The 22,450-nt window shown below is 29.3% G+C and carries 23 protein-coding genes; 2 read left to right on the top strand and 21 right to left on the bottom strand.

The features are described from left to right. Positions 1 to 16: 16 nt before the first annotated feature. The 4 genes from FHG05_RS18310 to FHG05_RS02360 all read right to left on the bottom strand — a co-directional run bounded on the left by FHG05_RS18310 (position 17) and on the right by FHG05_RS02360 (position 2,189). Positions 17 to 181 carry a hypothetical protein gene (locus FHG05_RS18310; RefSeq protein WP_157504147.1) on the bottom strand — a complete coding sequence of 55 codons (165 nt, stop codon included), beginning with the start codon at positions 179 to 181 and terminating at the stop codon, positions 17 to 19. A gap of 77 nt (positions 182 to 258) precedes the next feature. Beyond that, entirely contained in the window at positions 259 to 459 is a 201-nt protein-coding gene (locus FHG05_RS02370) for a hypothetical protein (protein ID WP_140996392.1), read from the bottom strand. Between the two features lie 156 nt (positions 460 to 615). Further along, positions 616 to 1,116, bottom strand: coding sequence for a hypothetical protein (locus FHG05_RS02365; protein ID WP_140996391.1), 501 nt, complete (start codon positions 1,114 to 1,116; stop codon positions 616 to 618). After that, positions 1,113 to 2,189 carry a helix-turn-helix domain-containing protein gene (locus FHG05_RS02360; RefSeq protein ID WP_140996390.1) on the bottom strand — a complete coding sequence of 359 codons (1,077 nt, stop codon included), beginning with the start codon at positions 2,187 to 2,189 and terminating at the stop codon, positions 1,113 to 1,115. Before FHG05_RS02360 ends, FHG05_RS02365 begins: the two co-directional genes overlap by 4 nt. Before the next feature lie 1,411 nt (positions 2,190 to 3,600). On the opposite strand from FHG05_RS02360, the gene FHG05_RS02355 reads away from it, so the two are divergent. Next, on the top strand, positions 3,601 to 4,026 hold the full coding sequence (locus tag FHG05_RS02355; protein WP_140996389.1) for a DUF6943 family protein: 426 nt from the start codon (positions 3,601 to 3,603) through the stop codon (positions 4,024 to 4,026). On the opposite strand, the gene FHG05_RS02350 is transcribed toward FHG05_RS02355, so the two are convergent. The 5 genes from FHG05_RS02350 to FHG05_RS02335 all read right to left on the bottom strand — a co-directional run bounded on the left by FHG05_RS02350 (position 4,008) and on the right by FHG05_RS02335 (position 5,957). After that, a complete protein-coding gene (locus FHG05_RS02350) occupies positions 4,008 to 4,190 on the bottom strand; it encodes a hypothetical protein (RefSeq protein ID WP_109569968.1) in 183 nt (60 codons plus the stop codon). The genes FHG05_RS02355 and FHG05_RS02350 overlap by 19 nt on opposite strands. Before the next feature lie 225 nt (positions 4,191 to 4,415). Continuing rightward, a complete protein-coding gene (locus FHG05_RS18305) occupies positions 4,416 to 4,592 on the bottom strand; it encodes a hypothetical protein (RefSeq protein ID WP_170108208.1) in 177 nt (58 codons plus the stop codon). Further along, positions 4,579 to 4,794: a hypothetical protein gene (locus FHG05_RS02345; protein ID WP_072780841.1), complete on the bottom strand. Its 216-nt coding sequence runs from the start codon at positions 4,792 to 4,794 to the stop codon at positions 4,579 to 4,581. The genes FHG05_RS18305 and FHG05_RS02345 overlap by 14 nt, the downstream gene beginning before the upstream one ends. Before the next feature lie 9 nt (positions 4,795 to 4,803). Continuing rightward, complete coding sequence (locus FHG05_RS02340; RefSeq protein ID WP_072780838.1) at positions 4,804 to 5,199, bottom strand: DUF5675 family protein; 396 nt, start codon at positions 5,197 to 5,199, stop codon at positions 4,804 to 4,806. Continuing rightward, a complete protein-coding gene (locus tag FHG05_RS02335; protein ID WP_072780835.1) occupies positions 5,199 to 5,957 on the bottom strand; it encodes a hypothetical protein in 759 nt (252 codons plus the stop codon). The genes FHG05_RS02340 and FHG05_RS02335 overlap by 1 nt, the downstream gene beginning before the upstream one ends. Before the next feature lie 839 nt (positions 5,958 to 6,796). Between FHG05_RS02335 and FHG05_RS02325 the strand changes: the two genes are divergently transcribed. After that, positions 6,797 to 7,399, top strand: coding sequence for a hypothetical protein (locus FHG05_RS02325; protein WP_140996388.1), 603 nt, complete (start codon positions 6,797 to 6,799; stop codon positions 7,397 to 7,399). Between the two features lie 68 nt (positions 7,400 to 7,467). On the opposite strand, the gene FHG05_RS02320 is transcribed toward FHG05_RS02325, so the two are convergent. The 12 genes from FHG05_RS02320 to FHG05_RS02265 form a co-directional block, all read right to left on the bottom strand. Beyond that, entirely contained in the window at positions 7,468 to 8,109 is a 642-nt protein-coding gene (locus FHG05_RS02320; protein WP_140996387.1) for a DUF6266 family protein, read from the bottom strand. 967 nt (positions 8,110 to 9,076) lie between these two features. Further along, positions 9,077 to 9,421, bottom strand: a complete 345-nt coding sequence (locus FHG05_RS02315; RefSeq protein ID WP_140996386.1) for a type II toxin-antitoxin system PemK/MazF family toxin — start codon at positions 9,419 to 9,421, stop codon at positions 9,077 to 9,079. Beyond that, a complete protein-coding gene (locus FHG05_RS02310) occupies positions 9,421 to 9,873 on the bottom strand; it encodes a hypothetical protein (protein ID WP_140996385.1) in 453 nt (150 codons plus the stop codon). Before FHG05_RS02310 ends, FHG05_RS02315 begins: the two co-directional genes overlap by 1 nt. A 174-nt stretch (positions 9,874 to 10,047) precedes the next feature. Then, complete coding sequence (locus tag FHG05_RS02305) at positions 10,048 to 12,012, bottom strand: hypothetical protein (RefSeq protein WP_140996384.1); 1,965 nt, start codon at positions 12,010 to 12,012, stop codon at positions 10,048 to 10,050. After that, on the bottom strand, positions 12,005 to 14,191 hold the full coding sequence (locus FHG05_RS02300) for a hypothetical protein (RefSeq protein ID WP_140996383.1): 2,187 nt from the start codon (positions 14,189 to 14,191) through the stop codon (positions 12,005 to 12,007). The genes FHG05_RS02305 and FHG05_RS02300 overlap by 8 nt, the downstream gene beginning before the upstream one ends. A 3-nt stretch (positions 14,192 to 14,194) precedes the next feature. Beyond that, the gene (locus FHG05_RS02295; protein WP_140996382.1) at positions 14,195 to 15,376 is read right to left on the bottom strand and encodes a hypothetical protein; all 1,182 of its coding nucleotides are present in this window, start codon (positions 15,374 to 15,376) and stop codon (positions 14,195 to 14,197) included. A 66-nt stretch (positions 15,377 to 15,442) separates the two neighbouring features. Further along, positions 15,443 to 15,979, bottom strand: coding sequence for a hypothetical protein (locus tag FHG05_RS02290; protein WP_140996381.1), 537 nt, complete (start codon positions 15,977 to 15,979; stop codon positions 15,443 to 15,445). 4 nt (positions 15,980 to 15,983) lie between these two features. Then, positions 15,984 to 18,944: a type III restriction-modification system endonuclease gene (locus tag FHG05_RS02285; RefSeq protein ID WP_140996380.1), complete on the bottom strand. Its 2,961-nt coding sequence runs from the start codon at positions 18,942 to 18,944 to the stop codon at positions 15,984 to 15,986. Between the two features lie 11 nt (positions 18,945 to 18,955). Continuing rightward, the gene (locus FHG05_RS02280) at positions 18,956 to 20,860 is read right to left on the bottom strand and encodes a site-specific DNA-methyltransferase (RefSeq protein ID WP_140996379.1); all 1,905 of its coding nucleotides are present in this window, start codon (positions 20,858 to 20,860) and stop codon (positions 18,956 to 18,958) included. A 129-nt stretch (positions 20,861 to 20,989) separates the two neighbouring features. Then, positions 20,990 to 21,823, bottom strand: coding sequence for a hypothetical protein (locus FHG05_RS02275; protein ID WP_140996378.1), 834 nt, complete (start codon positions 21,821 to 21,823; stop codon positions 20,990 to 20,992). An 11-nt stretch (positions 21,824 to 21,834) separates the two neighbouring features. Further along, positions 21,835 to 22,107, bottom strand: a complete 273-nt coding sequence (locus FHG05_RS02270; RefSeq protein ID WP_140996377.1) for a helix-turn-helix domain-containing protein — start codon at positions 22,105 to 22,107, stop codon at positions 21,835 to 21,837. A 2-nt stretch (positions 22,108 to 22,109) separates the two neighbouring features. Continuing rightward, on the bottom strand, positions 22,110 to 22,406 hold the full coding sequence (locus FHG05_RS02265) for a helix-turn-helix domain-containing protein (protein ID WP_072780602.1): 297 nt from the start codon (positions 22,404 to 22,406) through the stop codon (positions 22,110 to 22,112). Positions 22,407 to 22,450: the final 44 nt, after the last annotated feature.

Raw genomic sequence — 22,450 nt, 5'->3', positions numbered from 1 at the left:
TCTAAAAAATGATGACTTACTTCAACGCTTTAGCAACCAGAGAAAAAGCAATAATTAGAGAAGCTACTACAGCTATTCCATTCACTAATTCTGCTACTTCATCATAAACTGTAACACAGTTATTTTTAAGGCAAATAGTTGCTTTTGGGTTGTGTCGAAATCTTTTAGTAATTGTACTCATAAGAATTCTATTTTTGGTGAAACAAAAGTGCATTTACCCTCTTGGGTAAAGCACATCTAACTACTCTAAAAAGAAAATTACTTTTCTTTTCTTACTCCTTTAAAAGGCGTTCCGTCTTGCTTAACATCCATAAAGCGACCAGTACTAGCGTCACGCTTAACATACTGTTCAGTCTTAGGATTATAAGTCTGACTTCTTCCTTTTACAGCACCATTACGATGCCCATCTCCGGGTGTACCATTTTTTGCCATGGCTATCAGATTTAATACATCAAACATTTTAAAACTGAGGCGTTTGATTAAAAACCCAAGGAATAATTAGGTAATAAATAGAATTCTATTACTTTTGCAGAATAATTTAAGCGGGTCCAATCAATTAAATTACTCTGACCGAAGCACCATTCCATAGCTTCGGTTTTTTTATGTTATCAATATTTATGTTTTAAATTTCTTAATTAATCTATCTATCTCTTCCATTGGTAATCTGTCATTAACTGTTTTGAGTTTCTCTAACAAAGCAATAGCTTTAGACTTATCCAATATATTTTCTTCTTCCAATTTCTCAATAACCCAAATACTACCGTGAACTTCAATTCCGTGTTCTTTAGCCTCTAATTTTAATTTTCTATCACAGGTAAGTAATGCACAGTTAAGTTGAATTGACTTCCAAAGCATTGTTTTATCTGGTAACGATTTGAGGCTACTCTTTGTTGTAAATTGATTTACTGCATCTTGCTCTTCGTCAGTCAACATAATAACGTTTAATTTTTGTGACCTTTTGTAAACCTCAAATTCAATAACCTGATTAGCAATTACAATTTCATTATATACAAATGAAGTAGTAGAGATTTCCGCTTTCAAAGCAAAAAACTCTGGTAAAATCTCCAACTGATAGAGATCAAATAATACACTTACATCTGTAATAATTAATTTCATACCAATAATTTCATTTTACCACGCAATTGCCAAGCTGTTATACCTGAAAAATAAGCAGCTTCATTAATTGTCAGAACTTCTTTTGCTAATCCCATATACACCAATCGTTCCATACGAGTTGGTACTTCTTTACTCCTGTACCTACCAGGTTCACAATTTGGAACATGATAACCTCTTTTTTTATAGCCAACATGGAACTTTCTTAAAATAAAATCGTTCAATATCCCTAATCGATGTGCTCTATGAAAAATAGCAGTAAACGATATTCCCCAACGTTCTTTTATAATTTCCAACTCTTTTTGATAGAAGTGAAAACGTTGTTTATGCAACTCTTTTTTCGCCATTTCTTCTGGATACAATACAGCACATGCAAAAACATGACATAATTTTTCCTCTTCTGCATGCTTCAAATCTTTTGCAAAAGTCAATGCGTGATGTGCCAATTCATGCAATGCAGTAAATCGTTTTCTAACCACATCATCATTAGCATTAACACTCTTTTTCAATACAATGATTTTTTTGTCTCCAACTGTAGCTTTCATACCATCAAAAGCATCATTAACTAAAAGATCAATCACTTTATAACCTTTATCCTCTAGCATTTCAACAACATCAGGTATAGGGTCATATCCTAAATTCCACTCTTCTCGTAGTTTTTTTGCAGCATCCTCAGCATCTTCGGCAGTCTTAATTTCTTTATCAAAAGTAAAATAGTCATACTTCTCATTTAATTGAAGAATATCCTCCAATTCAAAATACCTTTCAAAACAGTCTTTAGCTTTTTCAATAACAGAAGCCTCTTCAGTCTTAGACAGCTTTGAACTGTATTTTCTAAAATCAATACTCTCAAATTCAATTTTCACACTAGGCACCGAGTAAAAATAATCTATAGAAACACTTAAAGAATTAGCCAATGCAATTAAAACCTCACTATCTGGCTTCATGACACCTTGCTCATATTTATTCAAAGACTGCTTGCTAACTAGGTTATCTAGTTTGTCGGCGAGTCCTTGAAGAGACAAACCTGCCATCCTTCTGGCTGATTGTAGTCTATTTGCAAATACATTTTCCATAATTAAAGATTTAAACTATCTGTTTGTTGACAAAATTACAAAAAAAATATTATTTGTCAACAAGTATTTTAAAAATAGTTATAAACAATTTCAACATTTTTATTGCCACTTCTTCCCAACGCTCCAAAAGTTTTTGTATGCCAGAAGTTTGTCCCTCCGATAGATAAATGGTACAAGGCAACAAAAACTTTCCCCAAAGCTTAGTTACATAATGTGGCATTATAATCCCTTCGGGCAAGGGACAAGCCATTATAATAACATTATGTAAAAAAGCCGCTCGTCCAACGCTCTTGCCAGTGGCTCCAGGACAACATTTTTTGCAGCTTCCATCGCATCACCCAGCTACAAAAAACACAGTCCTTCGCCACTGCCTTTAACAACGTTCTCTATTTCATAGGAATATTTTCTGTTATTATCGATTTTAAGAACGTTCACCGTAACTGTTTTTATTAGCTTTATGGTTAAATAGGAAGTATTTGCATTGCTTTTGTAAGTAATAAAATGGCTTTGAAATTCAGTTAATTTGCCTATGGTAAAAGCCTTTTTATTACCCACAAAACCAAAATTTCCAGTAAGAGTATCATTTTTTATTTGCCAGTAAATAAACAGTTATTGCTCCAACGGAAAAGCTGATGCTATAACATTTTTTTTAAGATAATCTTATGCAAACTGAATACTGCGACTGCCAACTGTATCTCAGGTATCAGCTTTTCCACTAAAGCAATCAGAAACATCACAGTAAGCAAATAAAAAATAATACCCTTACTTGCGCTACTGCCACATCGCACTCGGTATTTTAATGCATTGTTTTTTGAAGATGCTTCCCGTTTTCATAAGACACTTTTCTTTTAACTGAACACTGCGACTATCAACTGATTTCTAGGCATCCTCAAAAATCAAATCCAAGAAAGAGTATCAAATTCTTTGACCGAATAAATAGCTTTATTATTTTCTGATTAGGTTAATTAATCCATCCAAAGAATTTGATACCCTTTCCAAAGACGTCTATCTTTCAAATCAACACTCATTTCATTAGCTACAATCCGATTAAACAAGAACATTCCGATTGGATATTTCAAAAAAAATAAAGTAAAAAAGGAAGCAAAAATAAGTTTTAGGTATTCAAAAAAGCAAGTTCAAGCCCTTCGGGTTTCCGAAAAAATCTCCACCCAAAAAGTTTCAAAACACATTTCTATTCTGCTTAACCATTTCCGATTTCAATCACGTATCGGGTAGTATTTTTTCTGAAAAACTTGCTTTTTTGAAACCTTTCACTTGGACGAATGGCTTTCTTTTTTTCTTTTTTTTCTTTTGAAAAATTTTAATGGGCGAAGCGTAGCGAGGCACATCTGCATTTCAATAGGAAATCTGCGAAAAACTGAAAATCTAATCAATTTTAAAGTCTAATGTTATGCAGAATTTTATCATTAAAACCCACCAAAAAGACACGATTTACTCGAAACCTCATTTATTCATACTTAACAAAGGAATGAACAGCGGAAAGCCGAAAAAAGAGTCATTTACGAACTGTTTTGTAATCATATTTGATTTAGAACAGGATTGTGAAAATCTTTATTTTGTTGCTTATAGTTTATGGAAAACTAACTTTTGGCATCAACATTTGGTTGGTTCCGTAATTCCATTTTTACGTCTTAACGATTTTAAAAAGGAGTTTTTTATAAAGTCTAAAGTTATGATGGATGAACACGAAACTCACATTAAACACGTTGCAGCTCTCAAACTTTTGGAGCAAAAAGAAAATCAATTTCACGATAACATCAACCTTTTCAATGATATGCGAAGAGTTATTTTATATCGTTATTGTAATACTAAATAACCCAGCAGTGCTGGGTTATTTTCTTGTGGACAGTCAGGGATCGAACCTGAGAAGTTAACTGCAATATGTTCGTTCTTAGCTTTAAATCGATTAGACTTTTTTACTTTTGGTCTGTCCGCGTTAACTCCAATCCACCTTTTCAAAAAAATTCCAATGTCATTCATATCTTCTAGATTTTTAATATAGTTATAAACTGTTATTCCACCCAGTGTAAACTGGAAAAATGTTGCTGGAGGACATCTAAAAAGAGTAACCGATAAAAAACTAAGGATTACTAGTATTCATAAATTAGTTAATTCAAATATAATTAATAAATAAAAAAAGTCAAGTCTTTTTAGACCTGACTTTCGTTTTGTTTAACCCAAAGGTCACCACAACAAGGGCTAAACTTATTTTTTGTGCTTCTTATTCAGGCTTTTAAGTACTAACGAAATAGTAAAACTGACTACAGCTCCAATAGTGGCTAAGATAACCGTTTTTGCAATATCTTCAGATTGAATATTGGGTGCAATACTTAAAAATGTACCTCCTGCAGTACCTATTAGCGTGTGATTATTCGCTGTCATTTGGAATTGTCAACTGACTTGCAGCTGTCAAAACACTTCCAGCAACCGCAACATAACCGCCAATGGTTGTAACAACAACTGGCAAAGCTACTGGAGCTGCTAAAATAGTTCCACCAACTGCCGCTAATACCAAACCAATAGTACGAAGCACTTTAAAAAACTTAGGTGTGGGAGCCGAAACTCTATTAACTATATTTTTCATAATTATAATTTAAGATTGAACAATTAACGTAACACTTTCATGATTATCCAAAGCTTTGTAAACAATGCTTTTAAGCTTCTCAAAAGCTTTTCTAGACAACAATCCTAATCCTGGTCCAGAAAGTTTAGTAACCGGAGCAATACAGCCTTGTAATTCCTTTTGCGCATTATTAGCAGGATGAAAAAGAATAAACTTTCTATTCGGAACATCCACTAATTCCAAATGCCATTTGTATTTTGAGCTATATCGCTTTCTAATAAAATATTTCCCTTCCGGAATACAGGAAACTCTTGTTTCGTTCATCTTCCAAGGCAATTCTATGGTATTGCATATCAATTTGCCTTCACATTCGAGTTTTCCATTAGTTCCTTCAGGGAAATAAGTTCTAGTTAACCAAATAACCATTACACGCCACCATCAACTTTAACAATCGATAACGGGTTGAAAGCACCATTTTTCAAAGGGTACATTTGTCCATTAATCTCTTGGTAAAACTCAATACCTAAAGCCAAAACTAAAGGGTGAGTAGAGTTAGCCGTAACGGCATTACTCAAGTTGATTACAGCTGTAGCTGTTCCATCCCAAGGCAAAATTGCCGTTTCGGTAGTTTCTACCACATAGGTTTCGTTCGTAAAATCGATTTCAGCTCCTCCAGAAATCACTTTAAAGTGAGTTGTTCCACTTGGAGCAGCAATCATATTCGCAGGTACAAACGATGGAATAGAAACATCCAATGTTCCCGCAGCTCTATCAATTGCTGAGGTAAATGGAGCAAATAAAGAAGTACCTAATTTTCCACGAATATTAAATTCGAAACCTAGTACCAATTCAATTTCTCCATCAATTACATTTCGTAATCCTCTTTCACTCACAGCATCAGCTTGAATTACTTTTACCATTGTTTGAGTCAAACGACTCACCATTCTACCATCAGCAGAATTCAAAAGCAATGGTCTTAAAGCGGTGCGCAAAATCTTTCCGGCTTTTCCAGCTCTACCAAATTCAGAACCGTTTTCACGTGTTCTCTGAAACGCAGGATCACTCGCAATTCTGCTTGCGTCAATTCCACCTTTCTCACGAGCTAAATGACCATCTTGCGTTTTGTAAAAGGTAATATCCCCGATAGTACCTTTCAATTTAATTATGCCTTTCTGTCTAGCCATAACTTCAAAATTTCGTTAAACATTCTTTTAAAATCTCCTTCATTCTTTCAATCAGTTGCAACCACATTTCGAATGATTAATACAAAGTTTACAAAGCATTTCTGCAAAGAAAAAGTCATAAGTGTACCATATGTCCAAAATCGACACAAGTGTCTTAAATGAGCATAAAGGCACAATTAATGAGTATGAAAAATTATAATTAAATTGCAGAAGATTTTCTGCTCGTCAGAAGTATAGCATCGCTATATCAAAGCTATAGATAAAGTATGAAATTGAAAAATCAGAGGGTGTGCATCTATCCAAAGGACATACAACGTATAACAGGCAAGAGTTATCGTCAAAGTACTAGATTGTTGCAAAAGATAAAAAAAGACCTCAATAAGCTCGAAAATGAGTTTCTAACGATTGATGAGTTCTGTACATATAGTGGCATAAAATATGAACAAGTAACTCACTTGATTTTTGGTTAAAATTGAAAAATACTTCAGACAAATTTTAATCAAAAAAGCACTACTAAGCTTTAAAATAACTAGTTCAATTTTTAGTCTTGATACTTTAATATTCAAATAATTATGCTTATATTTGAGTACTTTGAATTTAGAATAATAGTAGCCTTATAAAAGAGGAGTCAGTCGAGGAGTCACTTAAACAACATACTTTGTAAAGTGTTGATTTTATTGGTGAATTTTGTAGTAGACAAATCCCTCTTTCTCCGCAGAATTAAAACCCTAACGATTGAATATCAATTAGTTAGGGTTTTTTATTTGCAATATATCCCCACATTATCCCCACAATCATTTAGTTTCTTAATTTATTATTTTTATATAAAAATGTAAATCATGGAAACACAAGTATCAGTAAAACAAATAATTAAAGACTTTATTTATATTGGTAATCAATTGAAAGATCTTTTTAAAGATGATTTAGAATACAAACCAATAATCGATTTTGTTTTAGCAAAAGACTATCTTGATGAAGAGTTAGATATTCCTTTTCCAAAAATGAAAGATATTGAAGCAGCTACAAATTTAAAATCACATATATTAAGAAAGCTTTTATTGAAAATGCATTCAAAAATTTTCACATATGAACGCAAATTAAATTTAAGCTTCAACAAGGCTATTTATCACTTTTATATTTCTTATTTTAATTACAGATGTCAATTTACTGTTGATAAACTAACACATGTTCCAAGAATTGGCGAAACAATAAATTTACCTTTTGTTAGTGCTTTAATTCCAATAAATCATTTTTACGTTGAAAATATAAATCATGAATTAGAAAATAATTGTCAAATCGTCGTTATAACACTCAAAGTTGGTAGTTATAGTCCTTACTTCCATTTTATGAAAGATAGAGCCTTAGAGTTAAGAGAAATAGGGATAATGGAAATATATGATTTAAGCGAAAGTGAAATCAAGAAAATAATTTACAATAAATGACCTTATCGGTAATACAATAAAAAAACCACCCTTTTACAGGTGGTTCTTAAAATAAGTATCTAATATTATTATGAAGCCGTACCAGAGCCAATATAGATACTATTTGATAATTGTGTTTCTTCTGCATTCATGAACGAAATAAACATATGTAATTCATCCCCAGCATAGCTATTAGGTATAATTACCGTTTGTGATAAATCTGCCCTTGTAGCTCCTTCAGTTAAGTAAACACTCTCTCCTTTTAATGGATTGAAAGCTACTACCATAACTTTATCAGTTGCTAACGCATTACCTTCAGCTGAGTTATCATCCCAACTAAATTGCACTTGTCCTGGTGTAGTTAAATCGAAAACAGGGTTTAAAGCTCCTGCTAAATTACCTCTTGACAATAACGCCATTGAATAATCAATTTCAAAATCAGGAGAAACTCCTGTAATTGCATTATTCAAAATATAAGACATCGCACTATTAAACTGTGATTTCTTAACCGCATAATTTTTATAACCAACCTTAATGAAATTTAAGTTAGGTTGTAAAAACCTCAACACTAAAGCAAATTTTGTTCTTTGATTCACTTGTAATAGTGTTCTTGGATTAGCTACACTTTGAGGTTTAGCTCTAATGTAATCAATTCCTTTCCATCTTGAACCAACAATATTGGCTACTTTTCCTGATACTCCTCCAAGAATACCTCTACCTATTTTACCCATGTCTATATAATTTAAAAATTAAAAATTCAATTTTGCGGACTTGGTACGGCTTTGGTATTGATTTTTACTTACTCAAAATTATTACTTCTTTACATTATTTTTTTAAATCTTAATTGTTTTGTCAAAATTTGTTATTAATTATCATAAATTGTTAGAATTCAGTATTAAGAAAAAGAACATTATTTTTTTAACCATTCCACAATCGCAAGTATGTACTTGTTTTTCCGTTTGGTAAAAATGTTTCCAGTATGGTGAAAATTTTAGCTGTTTTTTTTGAAAGAATGCTTATTGATTAATTTCAATCGGAGTGAAAAACGTCTGGCATTATTTTAAAAAAAATTGCATCCATAGGGGTTTGGGGAAATGGGAGATTGCCCCTACTGAGCTTACCGAGTGCGTTGGCAGTAGCGAAGCAAGGGTATAGATTTTTATTTGCTTACTGTGTTTTTGATTTTAATTCTATCGGTGTGGCAAATGAAAAACTATACTCTTGCGGGCAATTTTGATTTTTGAGGATGCTTGAAAAGTCAGTAAGAAGTTGTCAGTCGCAGTTTACAGTTAAAGTCTAATGAAAATGTGAAGCATCTTCAAAAAACAATGAAAATACTGTTCCTATTACGGGTGGGAGCGTTGGCTGAGCGGATATTTTACATAATGAAATTATAGTTCTAAAAAATTACCACTAAAATTATTACCGCTTTTTTTTGAACTATAATGTTGCCATCATTATGTAAAATAGCTTGGGAGTGGTTTTTAGCGTTGGGAAGCTCTTGTTTTTTAGCTTGGGTGTAAGTGGATGAAAAAAGGTTTACTGTGCGCGTGGGGTTGGAAAAACAGAAAACCTTTTTTTATTGACTTACTTATGGGAAAACAAGTGCTTATTGCGTTGGGAAAAAAAACACTAATGCTTTGGGGAGCGTTGGACGGGTGGGATGCAAATACGACAGCGATAGCGTACCTATTCAATTTAAAAAACAGTATTATTTATTCTAACTATTAATCGATTTAATGCATTCTCTTTTAAAGAATTTTTAGGTTTATTGCCAACAATATGTTTGTCCATAACATAAGAAATTAAATGACAACGTGCTTGACTAAAATCTTTATTGTTTGTATGGTTAAGCATATCTTGAGTAATTTCAAAAGAAAACGCATCAATTTGATTATTCGAAGTCATCATAACACAGACGTAAATATCGTCTTTATCATAAACGTCTTCATTAGAAATAATAATTGCTGGGTGAGTTTTTGTTTCTTTTGAATAAGGTAAATCAAAATAAACCTCAATGATGTCTCCTTTTTGAAAACTCATTAACAAGAAAGTAAATTATGAATATTAGTTTTATTCATTCTTGCTATACCTTCTTTTAAATCCTTATCAACTTTGATTGTTGGTGAAGATTTATAAGCTTGTTTATGAAGTTTACTTTCAAAAGTATATAAACATTTAAGTGAATATTTTATATTCTCTTTTACTTCTTCACTATCTAAATAGTTAGATTTAGACAAATCAGATTCTGCATTCTCAATAGAAAGAATAATCTTCTTTGTCTCATCTAAAAGTTTTTTAGATTTTTCAACAGAAATGTCATCAACACGATTGATAGCGCCTTCTAAAGCTAAATTAAAAGTAGTAAGATGTTTATTGTATTTAGTTACTAATCTACCTTTTAAAAAGTAAAGAAACTTTAATACTAATGGAACCCTTTTAGTATCATTTACTACAGGTTGTGCCATTTCTTGTATGTCGATAGTTAAGTACATAATGCTGATTGTAATGCAAATTACGTTCCAAATGTAACTATTTTTATTAATAAAACAATATCTAAATAGTGTAAAATTGCTATTTACTTCATTTTGAACTTAAGTTGCTTTTATGTATTAAACGCTATAATATTCATAAAGTTACAAATAAAGTGTTAAAGTTTAAATTATGAATTACACTGTTTTAAATTCAACACTATCTAAATAAATATTATATGCGTCATTTTCAACTGATAATTTATTTGCTTTAAATTCAAAATAATCTCTACACTTTTCTATGTAACCAGGTTTAAAAACAAAACTTTCAAAATTATTACAAAACTCATCTTCATTATCATAGAATTTTTCTTCAGCTCTTAATTTGTTTTCAGTTATTTTACCATTTTCACTTACAAGTTTATAACTTGAAATTTTACCTGATTTAATGTAAGACTCGATTAAATAATAATCGACTATTGGAACATCCTCAAAGATATAACCACTATAACTTGGAAAGTTTGTTAATACAATTTTGATTATTTTTTTTCCTGAAATATCTCCAATTTCTTTTTTAAATTTTTCTGAATTGTTTACTATAAATTCTGTTTTTCTATTTATTTGTCTTGCTCCTTCTCTTAATCTTTTTAAAGCATTAAATTCATCTCTTGGAGTTAATGAGTATTTAATACACTTTACCTCAGCAATGACAACTACATTTTTAAGATTCATAATTAGATCTATCTCTTCAAATTTACCATCAGATAAAGTGTATTTTGAGATATTAGGAATAATAAAATCGTATTTTTTATTTTTTAATGCTTCAGTAAAATTCTCTTTGATATTTTTTTCAAAGTAAGAACCTCTTTCTTCTAAATCAAAGCCGCTATCTTCTAACCATTTATCTGATAAAACAAAAATAAGAGGGCTTAAAAATGATAATAGTGGAACATAATAAAAGCCATTTTTTTCAAGAAATGGATAACTCCAGAAATTTAATCTTTGGTCTTTTTTGTTTACTAATAAATTTAAAAAATAATTTATTTGTTTAGCAGAATATTTTGTTCTTGATTTTAAGTAAAATTTTAAATTATTTGAATTTATTTTAGAAGGAAATTTACCAAACTCTTTTATTCTCATTACACTATCATCTTCAACGTTATTAAAGGTTACAACATTGTTAAAAATGCTTTGTGTCATATTAAACAGAATAAGACAATCTTTTAAAGTAAGACCTTCAGCATTTGGCATTATTACATTATAAATGAAATCATAATATGTTCTTAGTTGCACATCCAAAAACAGGAAATTGTAAAATTCATTTGTATCAAGACCAGAAGCTAATTCAAACTCTACTAATCCCTGAGTAATTTTTGTTTTTTTAATTCTTTTAGTTTGGTTCTTACCTTCATAATTTTTAGAAATTAAACTTCTAACATCTGAATAATTATCTAAATGTTCTTTTAAAATAAAAAAATGAGCTGAAACATTTCTATTGAGCCTGAAGTAACCAATCTTGCCCAGAAATAGTTCATTTACATTATCATATTTATAGTGAATTGTATTGCTATCTTTTATGTATTCGATATAACCATTGTTGAACAATGCATCTTCATGTGAAAACCTAATTACATTGTAATAATTTGTAGACAGCATTAATTTAATTATACTATCAACTCTTAACGTATCATTTTCAATTTCATGTGAAGGTTTTAATTCTCCTTCGAAATATTTAAGATAGTTTATTAATGTATTAATATTGTCTATTTCTGTTTCAAGTGCTGCTCTTGCATCTATTTTACCGATTGATTTGTCGATAGATTCAATTGTTCTTTTGAAAAAATCTTGAAAATTAAGCTCATGTTTTGTTGTGCTTGAAGTTTTATGAAGAAGTAAATAGTGTCTATTTGATGAAGAAATTATGAATTCAATAAGTTCATTATAATTCAAATTTGATTCAATAATTATTTTCTTTAATTGATTAAAAGTACTTTGAAATAAACTATTAAAATCATCTGCAAGTAAAAGAAAAGGAAATAGTTTATGAGATTCTTCATTATCTTCTAATTCTGAAACGACTGATTTTATATAATTAATATCAAAATTATCATTGAATGGATTTAATTTTGAATCGTGAATTATTTTATTTCTTAATTTACTCATTCTTTTCAAGATATTTAGAATAAATAACCTGTAATAAAACTCCAATTATATTATCAGGATGTTCTTTATACTTTTCATAAATTGAATTCAAATCATTTTTTTGTAGAGTTAGCTTACCTATACAAATAGCCATTAAAAACTCGTATGGTGCAGTGTCTTTGTTTTCATTTTCTTCAATAGAACTATTTATAATAGTAGTCATTAATGAACTTGAATCTCTATCTATTTCATAATTTAATTCTTTATTTGTTGCTGCTCTTAAAAATGAAGCCTGAATTATCCCATCATTGTATCTATTAAAATTTTCAGGATCAAAAATATGTCTCTCGTAAATAGTTTGCTTAATATTTTTTTTAATTCTAAAATTATGCAATACAGATAAAATTGAAAAATATACTTTAGATTGTTGAATTTCTTCAGGCTTCCAATCAGTAAACTTAAAAAATGCAAAATTCTTATTTAAAAATAATCTACTACCATTAGACTTATTAAGATATACATTATTTATTAGACCTTCTTTATTTTTAATTAAAGCATCATAGCGTTCTTGAAAAAATGATTTTGTTTTTTCATTAATTATTTGATTTGTTCCAAAATCATTAAAACCGTGTAATAAACTTTTTAGTAATTCTTTTTCAAACTCCCAGCTTATACTATCACTATCTTCATTAGGCAATAATATTTTATCTATTGTAATAAAACTATATGTTGAAAAATCATTGTATTTACCATACTTAATATTGCTCATTAAGTTTGAATATGCTTTTTCATCAATACATCTAACAAAACCATTAAAATATATAATTTGAGAATGTTCTTGTGTCCTCAATTTTCGACTAACATCTGATATTTTTTTACCATTTGATATACATGATGAACAAACAAGGTAACAAGAGGGTTCAGAAAACGAATCGTCTAATTTTAAATCTTTATAAAAAACTGATTCTACATCTTTAGAATGTGCTATTTTATAGTATTCTTTAATTTTATCAGCAATGTATTTTGATTCTGCATCATCAACATAAATTATACTTTTAATATTGATTGGAAGTTGATTTATTATTAAATTTTTTGTCTTTTTTTCAAAATGATTTAAATCCTCATTATCTTTATTAATATCTATAAAAAGTTTACTTACATCAATATAAATATCTCTTGTTTTACCTAAGGAATTTTGCCCTTTGTAACAACTTACAAAGTCATATTTCAAGTAATTATACATCAAATCACTTAAATTTTCAGGTGCGTCTTTTAAAATTATTTTGAATCGAGATATAGTTGGTGGAGAAGGTATAAATTGTTCATCTTCAAATTTTATTTCAAAAGTTCTATTGGGAAATAGCTTCTTAAATTCTTCTGGCTTTTTAGAAACAAATTCAGTGCTCAAAATTTCTAATGAATTTTGTTTACTCATGACTGAGTATAAACTTTCATTATTTTTATCAAAAGAAAACAAAACAGTAATTTTAGACCAATCTACACCTAAATCATTTAATTTTTTTGGTAAAGAACCATTTATAGAGGTTGAAACAATGAATAAAGAATTACCGATATTTTCAATTTCATCTTTTGTAACTCTATTTGATGAATAAAATTTAACTCTCGGATTATATACCTTATCATTATTCATGTTTTTATACAGTATACAAGAATATACTAAAGGAAAAATTGTTGGCGTATCTGAATAAATTATATCTGGATTATTTTTAAAATAAGGCAGCAAAAAAATTGCTAAAATATTTATATCATGGCTCTCTTTAAAAATATTTGCAATTCTAATAAAGTGTGTAGCATGAACACCAGAAGGTAATAAAAAGTAGGATTCTAAACCCGCTTTTAGAATTGAATCATATTTAACTAAAAAATATGTACATATAGATTTTGAAATTTCTGAATAAATATTCTCATTAATTTCTAAACCATTTGATGTATTAATTATTTTTCCATCAGAACTATATTTAAATTCATCGATTTTAATTTTCTCAAAATTTGGTATTCTTTCTTTTGTTATTTTATAATTTTCGGAATTATCAGGTCTCAATAAATGAATATATTCCGGAGTATAATTATAATTTAAAAAGTTTTTTATTTCTGTTTCTAACTCTACACCATTATCACAAGAAGAAATTGCAATACACCAATGTAATTTATTTGAATGTTTAAATGAAGTGATAATCATAGATTAATTGATTTGAATTGGAATAAAAATTGAAAACATTGTTCCTTCGGTTCTGTAATTTGGAATTGTTTTCTTTTGAACACTATGCCAATCTTCCAATTTATAATTTTCACGACAGTTTTCAATATAACCATTAAAGGGATTTTCTTTAAAATCTCTATAAAGTTTTAATCCATTAGTTCTTAATTTAAGATACCCTTTTCTGTCTCCTAATAATGACATTATATTATGTAATCCAAAACCTCTTTCGTAACTACTTGATGTATCACTTGTATTATTTTTAATCAAGCAATCAATTATACTTTCATAAATTTCTTCTCGGGAATTAAAATCAGTAACATCTTTTTTACACCATTTACTTGCTAAACCTGAACCTGAATCAAAAACTGAAATTTCAACAATAGCATTGTTAGATTCATTATTAGTTATTAAGCTATTTATGTAATTAAACATTGGTTTGTCATCTTTGCAATTGCTGAGTAATGTATCTTTATTTCCTTGATGAGATGAAAATAATAATCCTCTAAAACCTGTTGGTGTGGTTTCTCCAGAATAGTCTGTTTGACTCCAAAAATGAGTATTCTCTATAAGTTCAAATATTATTTCACCTATTAATTTTTCATAGTGTTCTATTACAAAAGTAGAAGTATTAGAATTATAGCTTGTTGAAATATCAATTAATATGTTTTTTGATAATTCAATAATTTCTTTTTTTGATTTTAATATACCATTTGATAAGTAAAATGCTGATGGATAAGGATTCATCGAATGTTGTACTGAAGAAATAAAACTATTCGTTCCCTTTTTCCAATTTTCATTAATCTTAAAAAATGAAGTTCTTTCTTTTATAACATTTGCTACTTTATCAGAAACTTCCACTTGATCAAGCAGAAAAATACCGTTTTTATAACCCATACATCCAGCTACAAAATTCCAATATCGATTGAACATTTTATCAATCTTATCATCTAATTCATCTGTGTCGGAACTGTAATGTATATATAGTTTTCCTTTACTTAATCTACTCCAAGTAATAATTAATTGTATTATCTCAGTGTAAATACCAAGTTGTTTTCCTGTAATATTAGCTGGAATATATAAATCTACATTTGAAGATTTTTTTAACTCTTTATAAGCCTTTTCAATCTCAGTGTATGATATGTTATTTTTTATACTTATTTCCATGAATAAAATATTTTTGAATTTTATGTAAAATTTTTGACATCTATATCAAATACTTATTATTCAAATTTACATGAGTTTTTGTGCATTATGCCATCTAATGAAATCGTCTTTATCCATTTTTTCAATCAGTTTCCAATCTTGCTTAAATTCTATAAATGTTATATAACTATCGTAGTTGAAACCTACATTGTTATCTAATCTGAAAAAATAATAGTTGTACAATGATAAATCATTAAAGTTTTTGATACTAAAGTCCAAACAAGCAAAACTAAAATTCATAATTTCAATTTTATATTTTGATACTAATTTTGCTTCTTCTATGTTTAATTTATTGTAGTAGTGTTCAGATATTTGAGAAAAGATATTTAAAAACCAACTTGAATTATATTGAACTCTATCATATTCAATTTCTATTTTATTATAAGTTTTACCATTAAAAAAATCAAAATATAAACTTTCAATTCTTTGTGTTTCAACTTTATAATCAACAAAAGCATTGTAAAACCCTTCTATTAAATTAAACCCTCTTTTACCATTTATATGTTTTCCAAACTGAAAATTATTTTCAACTTCAAATTTATTTATACTTTCAGCAAAACTCATTTTACTAATTATTTATTAAAACCTCATCAACTATTTGCTTAATCTTTTTATTATTCAATTGTTCGTGGAACTCTACTGTGTAGCCGTCAATGGTTAATTGTTTGAAAAACTCTTTAGCACAATTGATTTTTACTTCTTCTATTTTTCTTAACGTGGATTGGTTTTCTACATCTTTTGTTTCTACTACAATGTTTAATGTTTTTGAACCATCTACTTTTTTGACTACATACATAAAATCGGGGCTGTATGATTGTCCTGTAATTGTTGGAATTGAAATACTGCTTCTTGGAATTTTTCCGTAAACTACTACTTCATCAATTACTGCTTGAATATTATCCTTTTCCAATGGAGAATCATAAGCATAAGTATCATACAAATATTTTTCTACAGGTGTGCCTTCAATGAATTTAGTTCCAATAATTCCTTGGGTAATTTCTTCTTTTGGCTGACCATTAGGAAACGACAGTTTTGTACCATATAATTTAATATTCGATTTGCTGTAACTGAATCTTCCTTGTAGTTTATTTATTTTCCAATCGTTGAAACGTGATACAAAGTTTGCTACACTAAACTCATTGATTTTATCATTATCAATTGGTTGTTTTGAAGCATAGATTATTAATGCTTCATGAATCAACTGAATTGGTATATTAGTTTGTTTGTTTATTCGTTTTAAAAATTCACTGTAAGGTAATGGACGACTGATTGTATATTGAACACCACTATCTTCATTTGCCATCATTTGGTTGTCATCTGTAGTCTGGATTACTTGACGTCTACTTGTAATGATTACATCAGTAAATACATTGTTTTCAAATAATTTTACCAATTCTTCTTTAAGATAATTATCTTCTTCAATCTTGTCGTAAAACAACACATACTTTTGATTGATGGCTTCCCATAGTGTTTTTAATTCGTTATAAACTGCTGGACGAATTTTTATCTTTTTATCTTTCTTAGTGTTTCTATCTACTACTTTATTGCCATTTAATCCCATAGCAAAATCAGGATATTCTTCAAAGAACTGAATTTGATTTTCAATATTGATGTTGTACTTTCTGTCAATGTATTTTTTAGAAATTAAATCAAAGAATAAATCGTCTGGATCGTGTTCTAATTTTTTAGCTACTTCATTTAGTTTTTCTTCAGTAATGACAAATCCTTTTGGTAATTCATCATTTATTTCTTTCACTAATCTATCTGCAAAATCTGCTTCAGTAAAATCGATGATGTAATTTAATTTGAATTCTTCATTTGAAATACGGTTTCCTAATTCATCTACAGGTAAACGCAATCCTCGTCCTACTTCTTGAATTTTACTCGACTCGCTACCGCTTGAACGTAGTTTTGTAATTGTAAATACATTAGGATTATCCCAACCTTCTTTTAATGTCCACTTAGAAAACAAGAATCGACGTGTATTGTAACTACCATCTTCTTTTTTAATGGATAATAATTTCTTTTTCTCGAAAAGTATTTCGTTTATTTCGTTTGCAATTTCTTCATCAGAACTACTGTTGTCTTGTGAAAAATAACCCGCATGACAAGCTGTAATATCTTTTTTTGAAGCTTCTAAAAATTCTAAATATTCTTTTTCAGTATCCTTATTAAGTGTTGGTATTACTTGGTTTATTTTATCCAATAACAGTTTTTCAAACGTATTTTTTAAATAAGTTTCTTTACCTGATTTTTCATCTTGACGATAGGAATAAATATCGTCTATAAAAAATAAGGCTAATGTTTTAATCTTAAACTTTCTATCAAAGTTTATACGTTCTGTTTCAAAGTGTCGGTCAATGGCTAATTTTAGCATTTGTTCCTGATACGATGACGAATAAATATCGGTGCTAAATTCTTCGCCTTGTGATTTTGTTTGACCGTTTGACAATTCAATGAAATTAGAACCAATAGCATCAATAACAATTCCTTCAAACTCTTCTGAAATAATGGATAAGCTATCGTCTTTTTTTAGTTCAAAACTCTTAGTTGGTCCATCTTTTTGAATTAGATTGAACTTTGCACTGGTTTTACTTTGGATTGCCATTATTTTTACTTTGTCTTCTTTTTTAGAAAGCGGTTCAAAGTGTTCTTTGGCTATTCCTTTAATTAAATTTTGATTGAACGATTCACAAGCATTCAAATCATATAATAAATTATGATAGTCTTTAATTGTTTTTTTTACTGTGCCTTTTCCAATAGTAACCGTAGGGTAAGTTGCACCAAAACGAATAATACATTGCGGTTGAATTTCGTTTGTGATGAATTCAAATGTTTTTTGTGCTTTAGAAAATCGATGTGGTTCATCTATTAATAAAAAAGGTTTTGTAGCACTTATACCTTCAACAGGTTTATAAAAATCTTCTACTCCAGAGTCGTATTGGTCTTTTAGCATTTTACTATTGGTTAGCAAAGCCATATTAACCAATAAAACATAAATTTTATTTTGATTTTGACTGGAACCCGAAACAAATTCACGCACAGCACTTGGGAAAAATTGTTTTCCTTTTTTCTTTTTAGCTGCATCTAATACTTGTAATTCTATTTCTGTGCCATAACCACAAACATCTTTAAAATGCTTTTTTGTATATGGGTCTTGTATAAATTGTCGTGTACCTGCCTTAATGGCTAAAGTAGGCACAACAATTATGAATTTATTGATTTTGTATTGTTTGTGTAACTCAAAAATAGTAGCCGTGTGTACATAGGTTTTTCCTGTACCGGTTTCCATTTTAATATCTAAGTTCAAGTAATCTTGTATGCCGTTTAAAGCTGTATATTCGGGATGAATACCGTTTGTTTTTTGAACTTCCTTAATGTTATGCAATAAAGCTTCTTTATCTAACTCTAAAGTAGGGTTAGCATAATATACTTTGTTTTTTGAGAAACTATTTACCGAAAATGCATTGGCTACAGCCTGAACACCTTTGTCTTGATGTGGTAAGCCATTTTTTAAAATTAACTCCATAGCTTTTACTTTTAGTATCTTACTTCGATGTTAATTTTTAAATTCTTTTCGGTGTCGTTTAAGATTTTTAGATTCTTTTCTAACATTTCGGTAACTGACCATTCGTTAAAGCTGTATCCAAACAATACAATATTTTCAGGATTAAAATGTGGTATGGTATCGTATTTTTCAAAAAGCTCCATTACGGCTTCTTGGGTAAAATCGGTGTGAATTAAATACAGATGTTTTTGATGATAATAAGCCGTATAACCTTTTAAATCTATTTCGGTTGCTTTTGTAGTTAAGCCATAACCATCATAATTTAACCATGTGGTTAAAACCGTAGATACTCCAAAATCGTCTAAAATGGAATCATTAGCTATTAAATTCGCTTTATCAAATGTTTCGCATTTGTCTAAAGTATTAGGATTAGGTTCGTTTAGAATAAAATGCTTGAAACCATAATCTATTTCTGAATTGGTTTCTTCCTTTATTTTTTTTGATGCTCTTTTGATTCTTTCGAAACCGATGTAATCAAGGGTAGGTGGATAATTATTTGATTTTAGTAATTCAAATGCCGTTTTCTGAGTTGAATCTTTTTGATTAAGTGTCTCTGGAAGTTGTACAGATATAAACTTTAAATTTGATTTATTCTCATTATTGTATTCTAATACTGCATGAGCTGTTGAAGCAGAACCTGAGAAGAAATCTAAGATATAATCACTTTTATCAACTGTAACACTTAATATTTTTTTTAATAGTCTAATTGGTTTTGGCGTTTGAAAAACATTTTCAGGCATAATTTTTAACAATTCTTGTTTCCCTTCTTGATTATCGCCCACTTCTTTTCTATTCCATATTGTCATGGGAGTTACCCCATCCTTAACCTCTGATAAAAATCTTTTTAATGCTGGAATGTTATTTCCATCTTTTCCAAACCAAATTCTATTATCTGAAATTAATTCTTTCATTTTTGTTTCGTTCGTCATCCAACATCTACCAGAAGGTAGTTCTGCAACCCTACCAGATGGAGTAATTATTGGATAATCATATTCAGGTGAATAAGTTTTTACAGATAAATCACTCATTTTCCAAACTCCTCTCGGGTCATTATCAGGGTTTTTATATCTAGCCAGTTGTTCTGGAGTTCTTTTTAATTGTATTGGTCTATAAATTTCTTTTGATTTGGAATATAATAAAATATAGTCATGATTTGGACTAAACCATTTTGCATCATTTTGTGGAGAGTATTTCTTTTCCCATATAATATTAGAAACAAAATTCTCTTCCCCAAAAATATCATCACAAAGCAACTTTAAATTCGCTTGCTCGTTATCATCAATAGAAATAAAAATAACTCCATCGTCCTTTAATAAATCCTTTGCCAATTGCAAACGAGAATACATAAACATCAACCATGCAGAATGTGAAGCAGAACCTTTTTGAGTTAACTCTAAAATGCGGTTGGCTTGGTTTTCATCTACACTCAATTTATCTTGTAGTTCTTCGGTAGTAAAATTGAAATTGTCTTTGTACACAAAACCATCAGAACCCGTGTTATAGGGTGGGTCAATGTAAATACATTTTACACTTTTAGCATAGGATTTTAGAAGATGTTTTAACCCATCTAAATTATCGCCACTTATGTAGATGTTTTCGCTGTTAGTGTTTTCGGGTTGGCTATTGTGTTCTTCATTAGGTGTAATCACTGTTGTAGTGTCTAAAGAAGCTAATAATTTAGCATAACTTTTACCTAAGAATTTAAGCTCGTAGCCTTCATGCACTACATCTAATTTATCTTTCAATGTTTCTTTGAATCGTTCTATATCAAAACTTCCATCGTTTTTAAAACAAGTTGGGAAATGTTCTTTTAATATGGCAATTTCTTTATCATTGATAGCAACGATTTCATTGCTTTTTTCGATGTTTTTTATCATGGTTCTGGCACTTATTTTTGTAGAAAGGGTAAATTTAGTTAATTTTTATACAAAAAATAATGCAATTCCTGTTTTTATATCACAATAATTATAGTGCAATTTCCAAGTATATATTAGTTGGAAACTGCACTACATTAATTGAAGGATTTTGTGATGAATTAAACCGTGAATTTTTGAATGTAAATTGTTTTTACCTAATTGTTTGAAATACTTTTTTTTATGATAGTTAAATAGATTTCTACTTTTAACTGTTATTGTATTTTCCCAAAAATTAGTATTAAAATATTTTTCATCTACATTCGCTATTTTGTCAAATAGAAGGATATTGTTCCACTCTTGAAGTAAAGAGCAACCTAACGCTTGATGGGTTTTGTTGCTAAGTAAATCGCTTAAGGTGTGTATTCCTAACTTGTTTATAAATTTAGCTTGTTTGCTTTTTACTTCAAATCGAAAGGTATTTTCTTTGCAAAATTTAGGATGTTGAATGTGTTTGTTGTACACTTTTATGTTTTTGTAGGCATCAACACCCGCTATCTTGTAATATAAATGCTTTGTTGTTCTGTAAAACTGACGTTTTTCATGATAAATTAAATTTGCTATTAGTTTATTAATGGCTATTGGCGAAATGATATTGATTCCGTATTCCAAGTTTATAATGAAACATTTTTCTAAATCTAACTCGAATATTTCTTTGAGATGATCTATTACTTGGATTACTTTTTTTATTGTAAAATCGTCCGCATTGTGTACATCATTATTGTAAAATTTATGAATGCTTCCTGATATTTCTAACCTGTTGAAAAACTTTGTAAAATATAGATTTTCATATCTTTTTGTGATTCTCTTTTTGAGTTTATTATCAATGATTTTATCGGCTTTACCATCATATACTAAAATAGGGTTTCTCCAAATTTCATTTATCAAGACTTCATCAGTAATTTTAAACTTGATAAAGTCTAACATGACCTAAAGAATTACTTTTTAAATGGTCGATAGTTATCATCAAGCATTTTATTTATATCCTCGATTTTATAGACAATTTTATTGTTTATTTGGCTGTACGCAATCAATCCTTTCTCTCTCCAATTAGCAGCTGTTCCTGGACTAATTTTAAACAGTTTTTGAAACTCATCGTTATCTATAATTACCTTATCGAATATTCTTTCTTGTTTTTTGGAAACGGCTTGGGTTAGTTCTTCCAATCGTTTTTCGATATTGCTTAAACTCTCTTGAAATGGATGGCTCATAGTTATTGTTTTTTTGCATTAATACTAACTAAAGCTTGTTCAATTTCGGAACGTTTGTACCTGATGAGGTTTCCTAAACGATATGGGTTAAGGATTTTCTTTTTGTTCCAGTCGGAAAGTGTTACTAATGACACCTTTAGAATTTCTGCCGTTTCTTGGCGTGTAAGATATTCTTGTGGTGCAATAGGTTGGAAATTTTGAGCTAAGGATTTAATTTCTGCTCTAACATCGGTTAAGATGCTTTCTTTGAATTCTTCGGGAGAAACTCCGAATACTTGTGTGATTTTACTTTGTTCCATCGTGATACGCTTTTATCGTTATTGATGGTACAAAGTAAGGTTGG

Origin of the sequence: Flavobacterium profundi (assembly GCF_006491645.1) — a bacterium.
Classification (GTDB): Bacteria; Bacteroidota; Bacteroidia; order Flavobacteriales; family Flavobacteriaceae; genus Flavobacterium; species Flavobacterium profundi.
The sequence above is the reverse complement of the archived record's forward strand: the minus strand, read 5'-3'. Positions and strand labels throughout refer to the sequence as shown.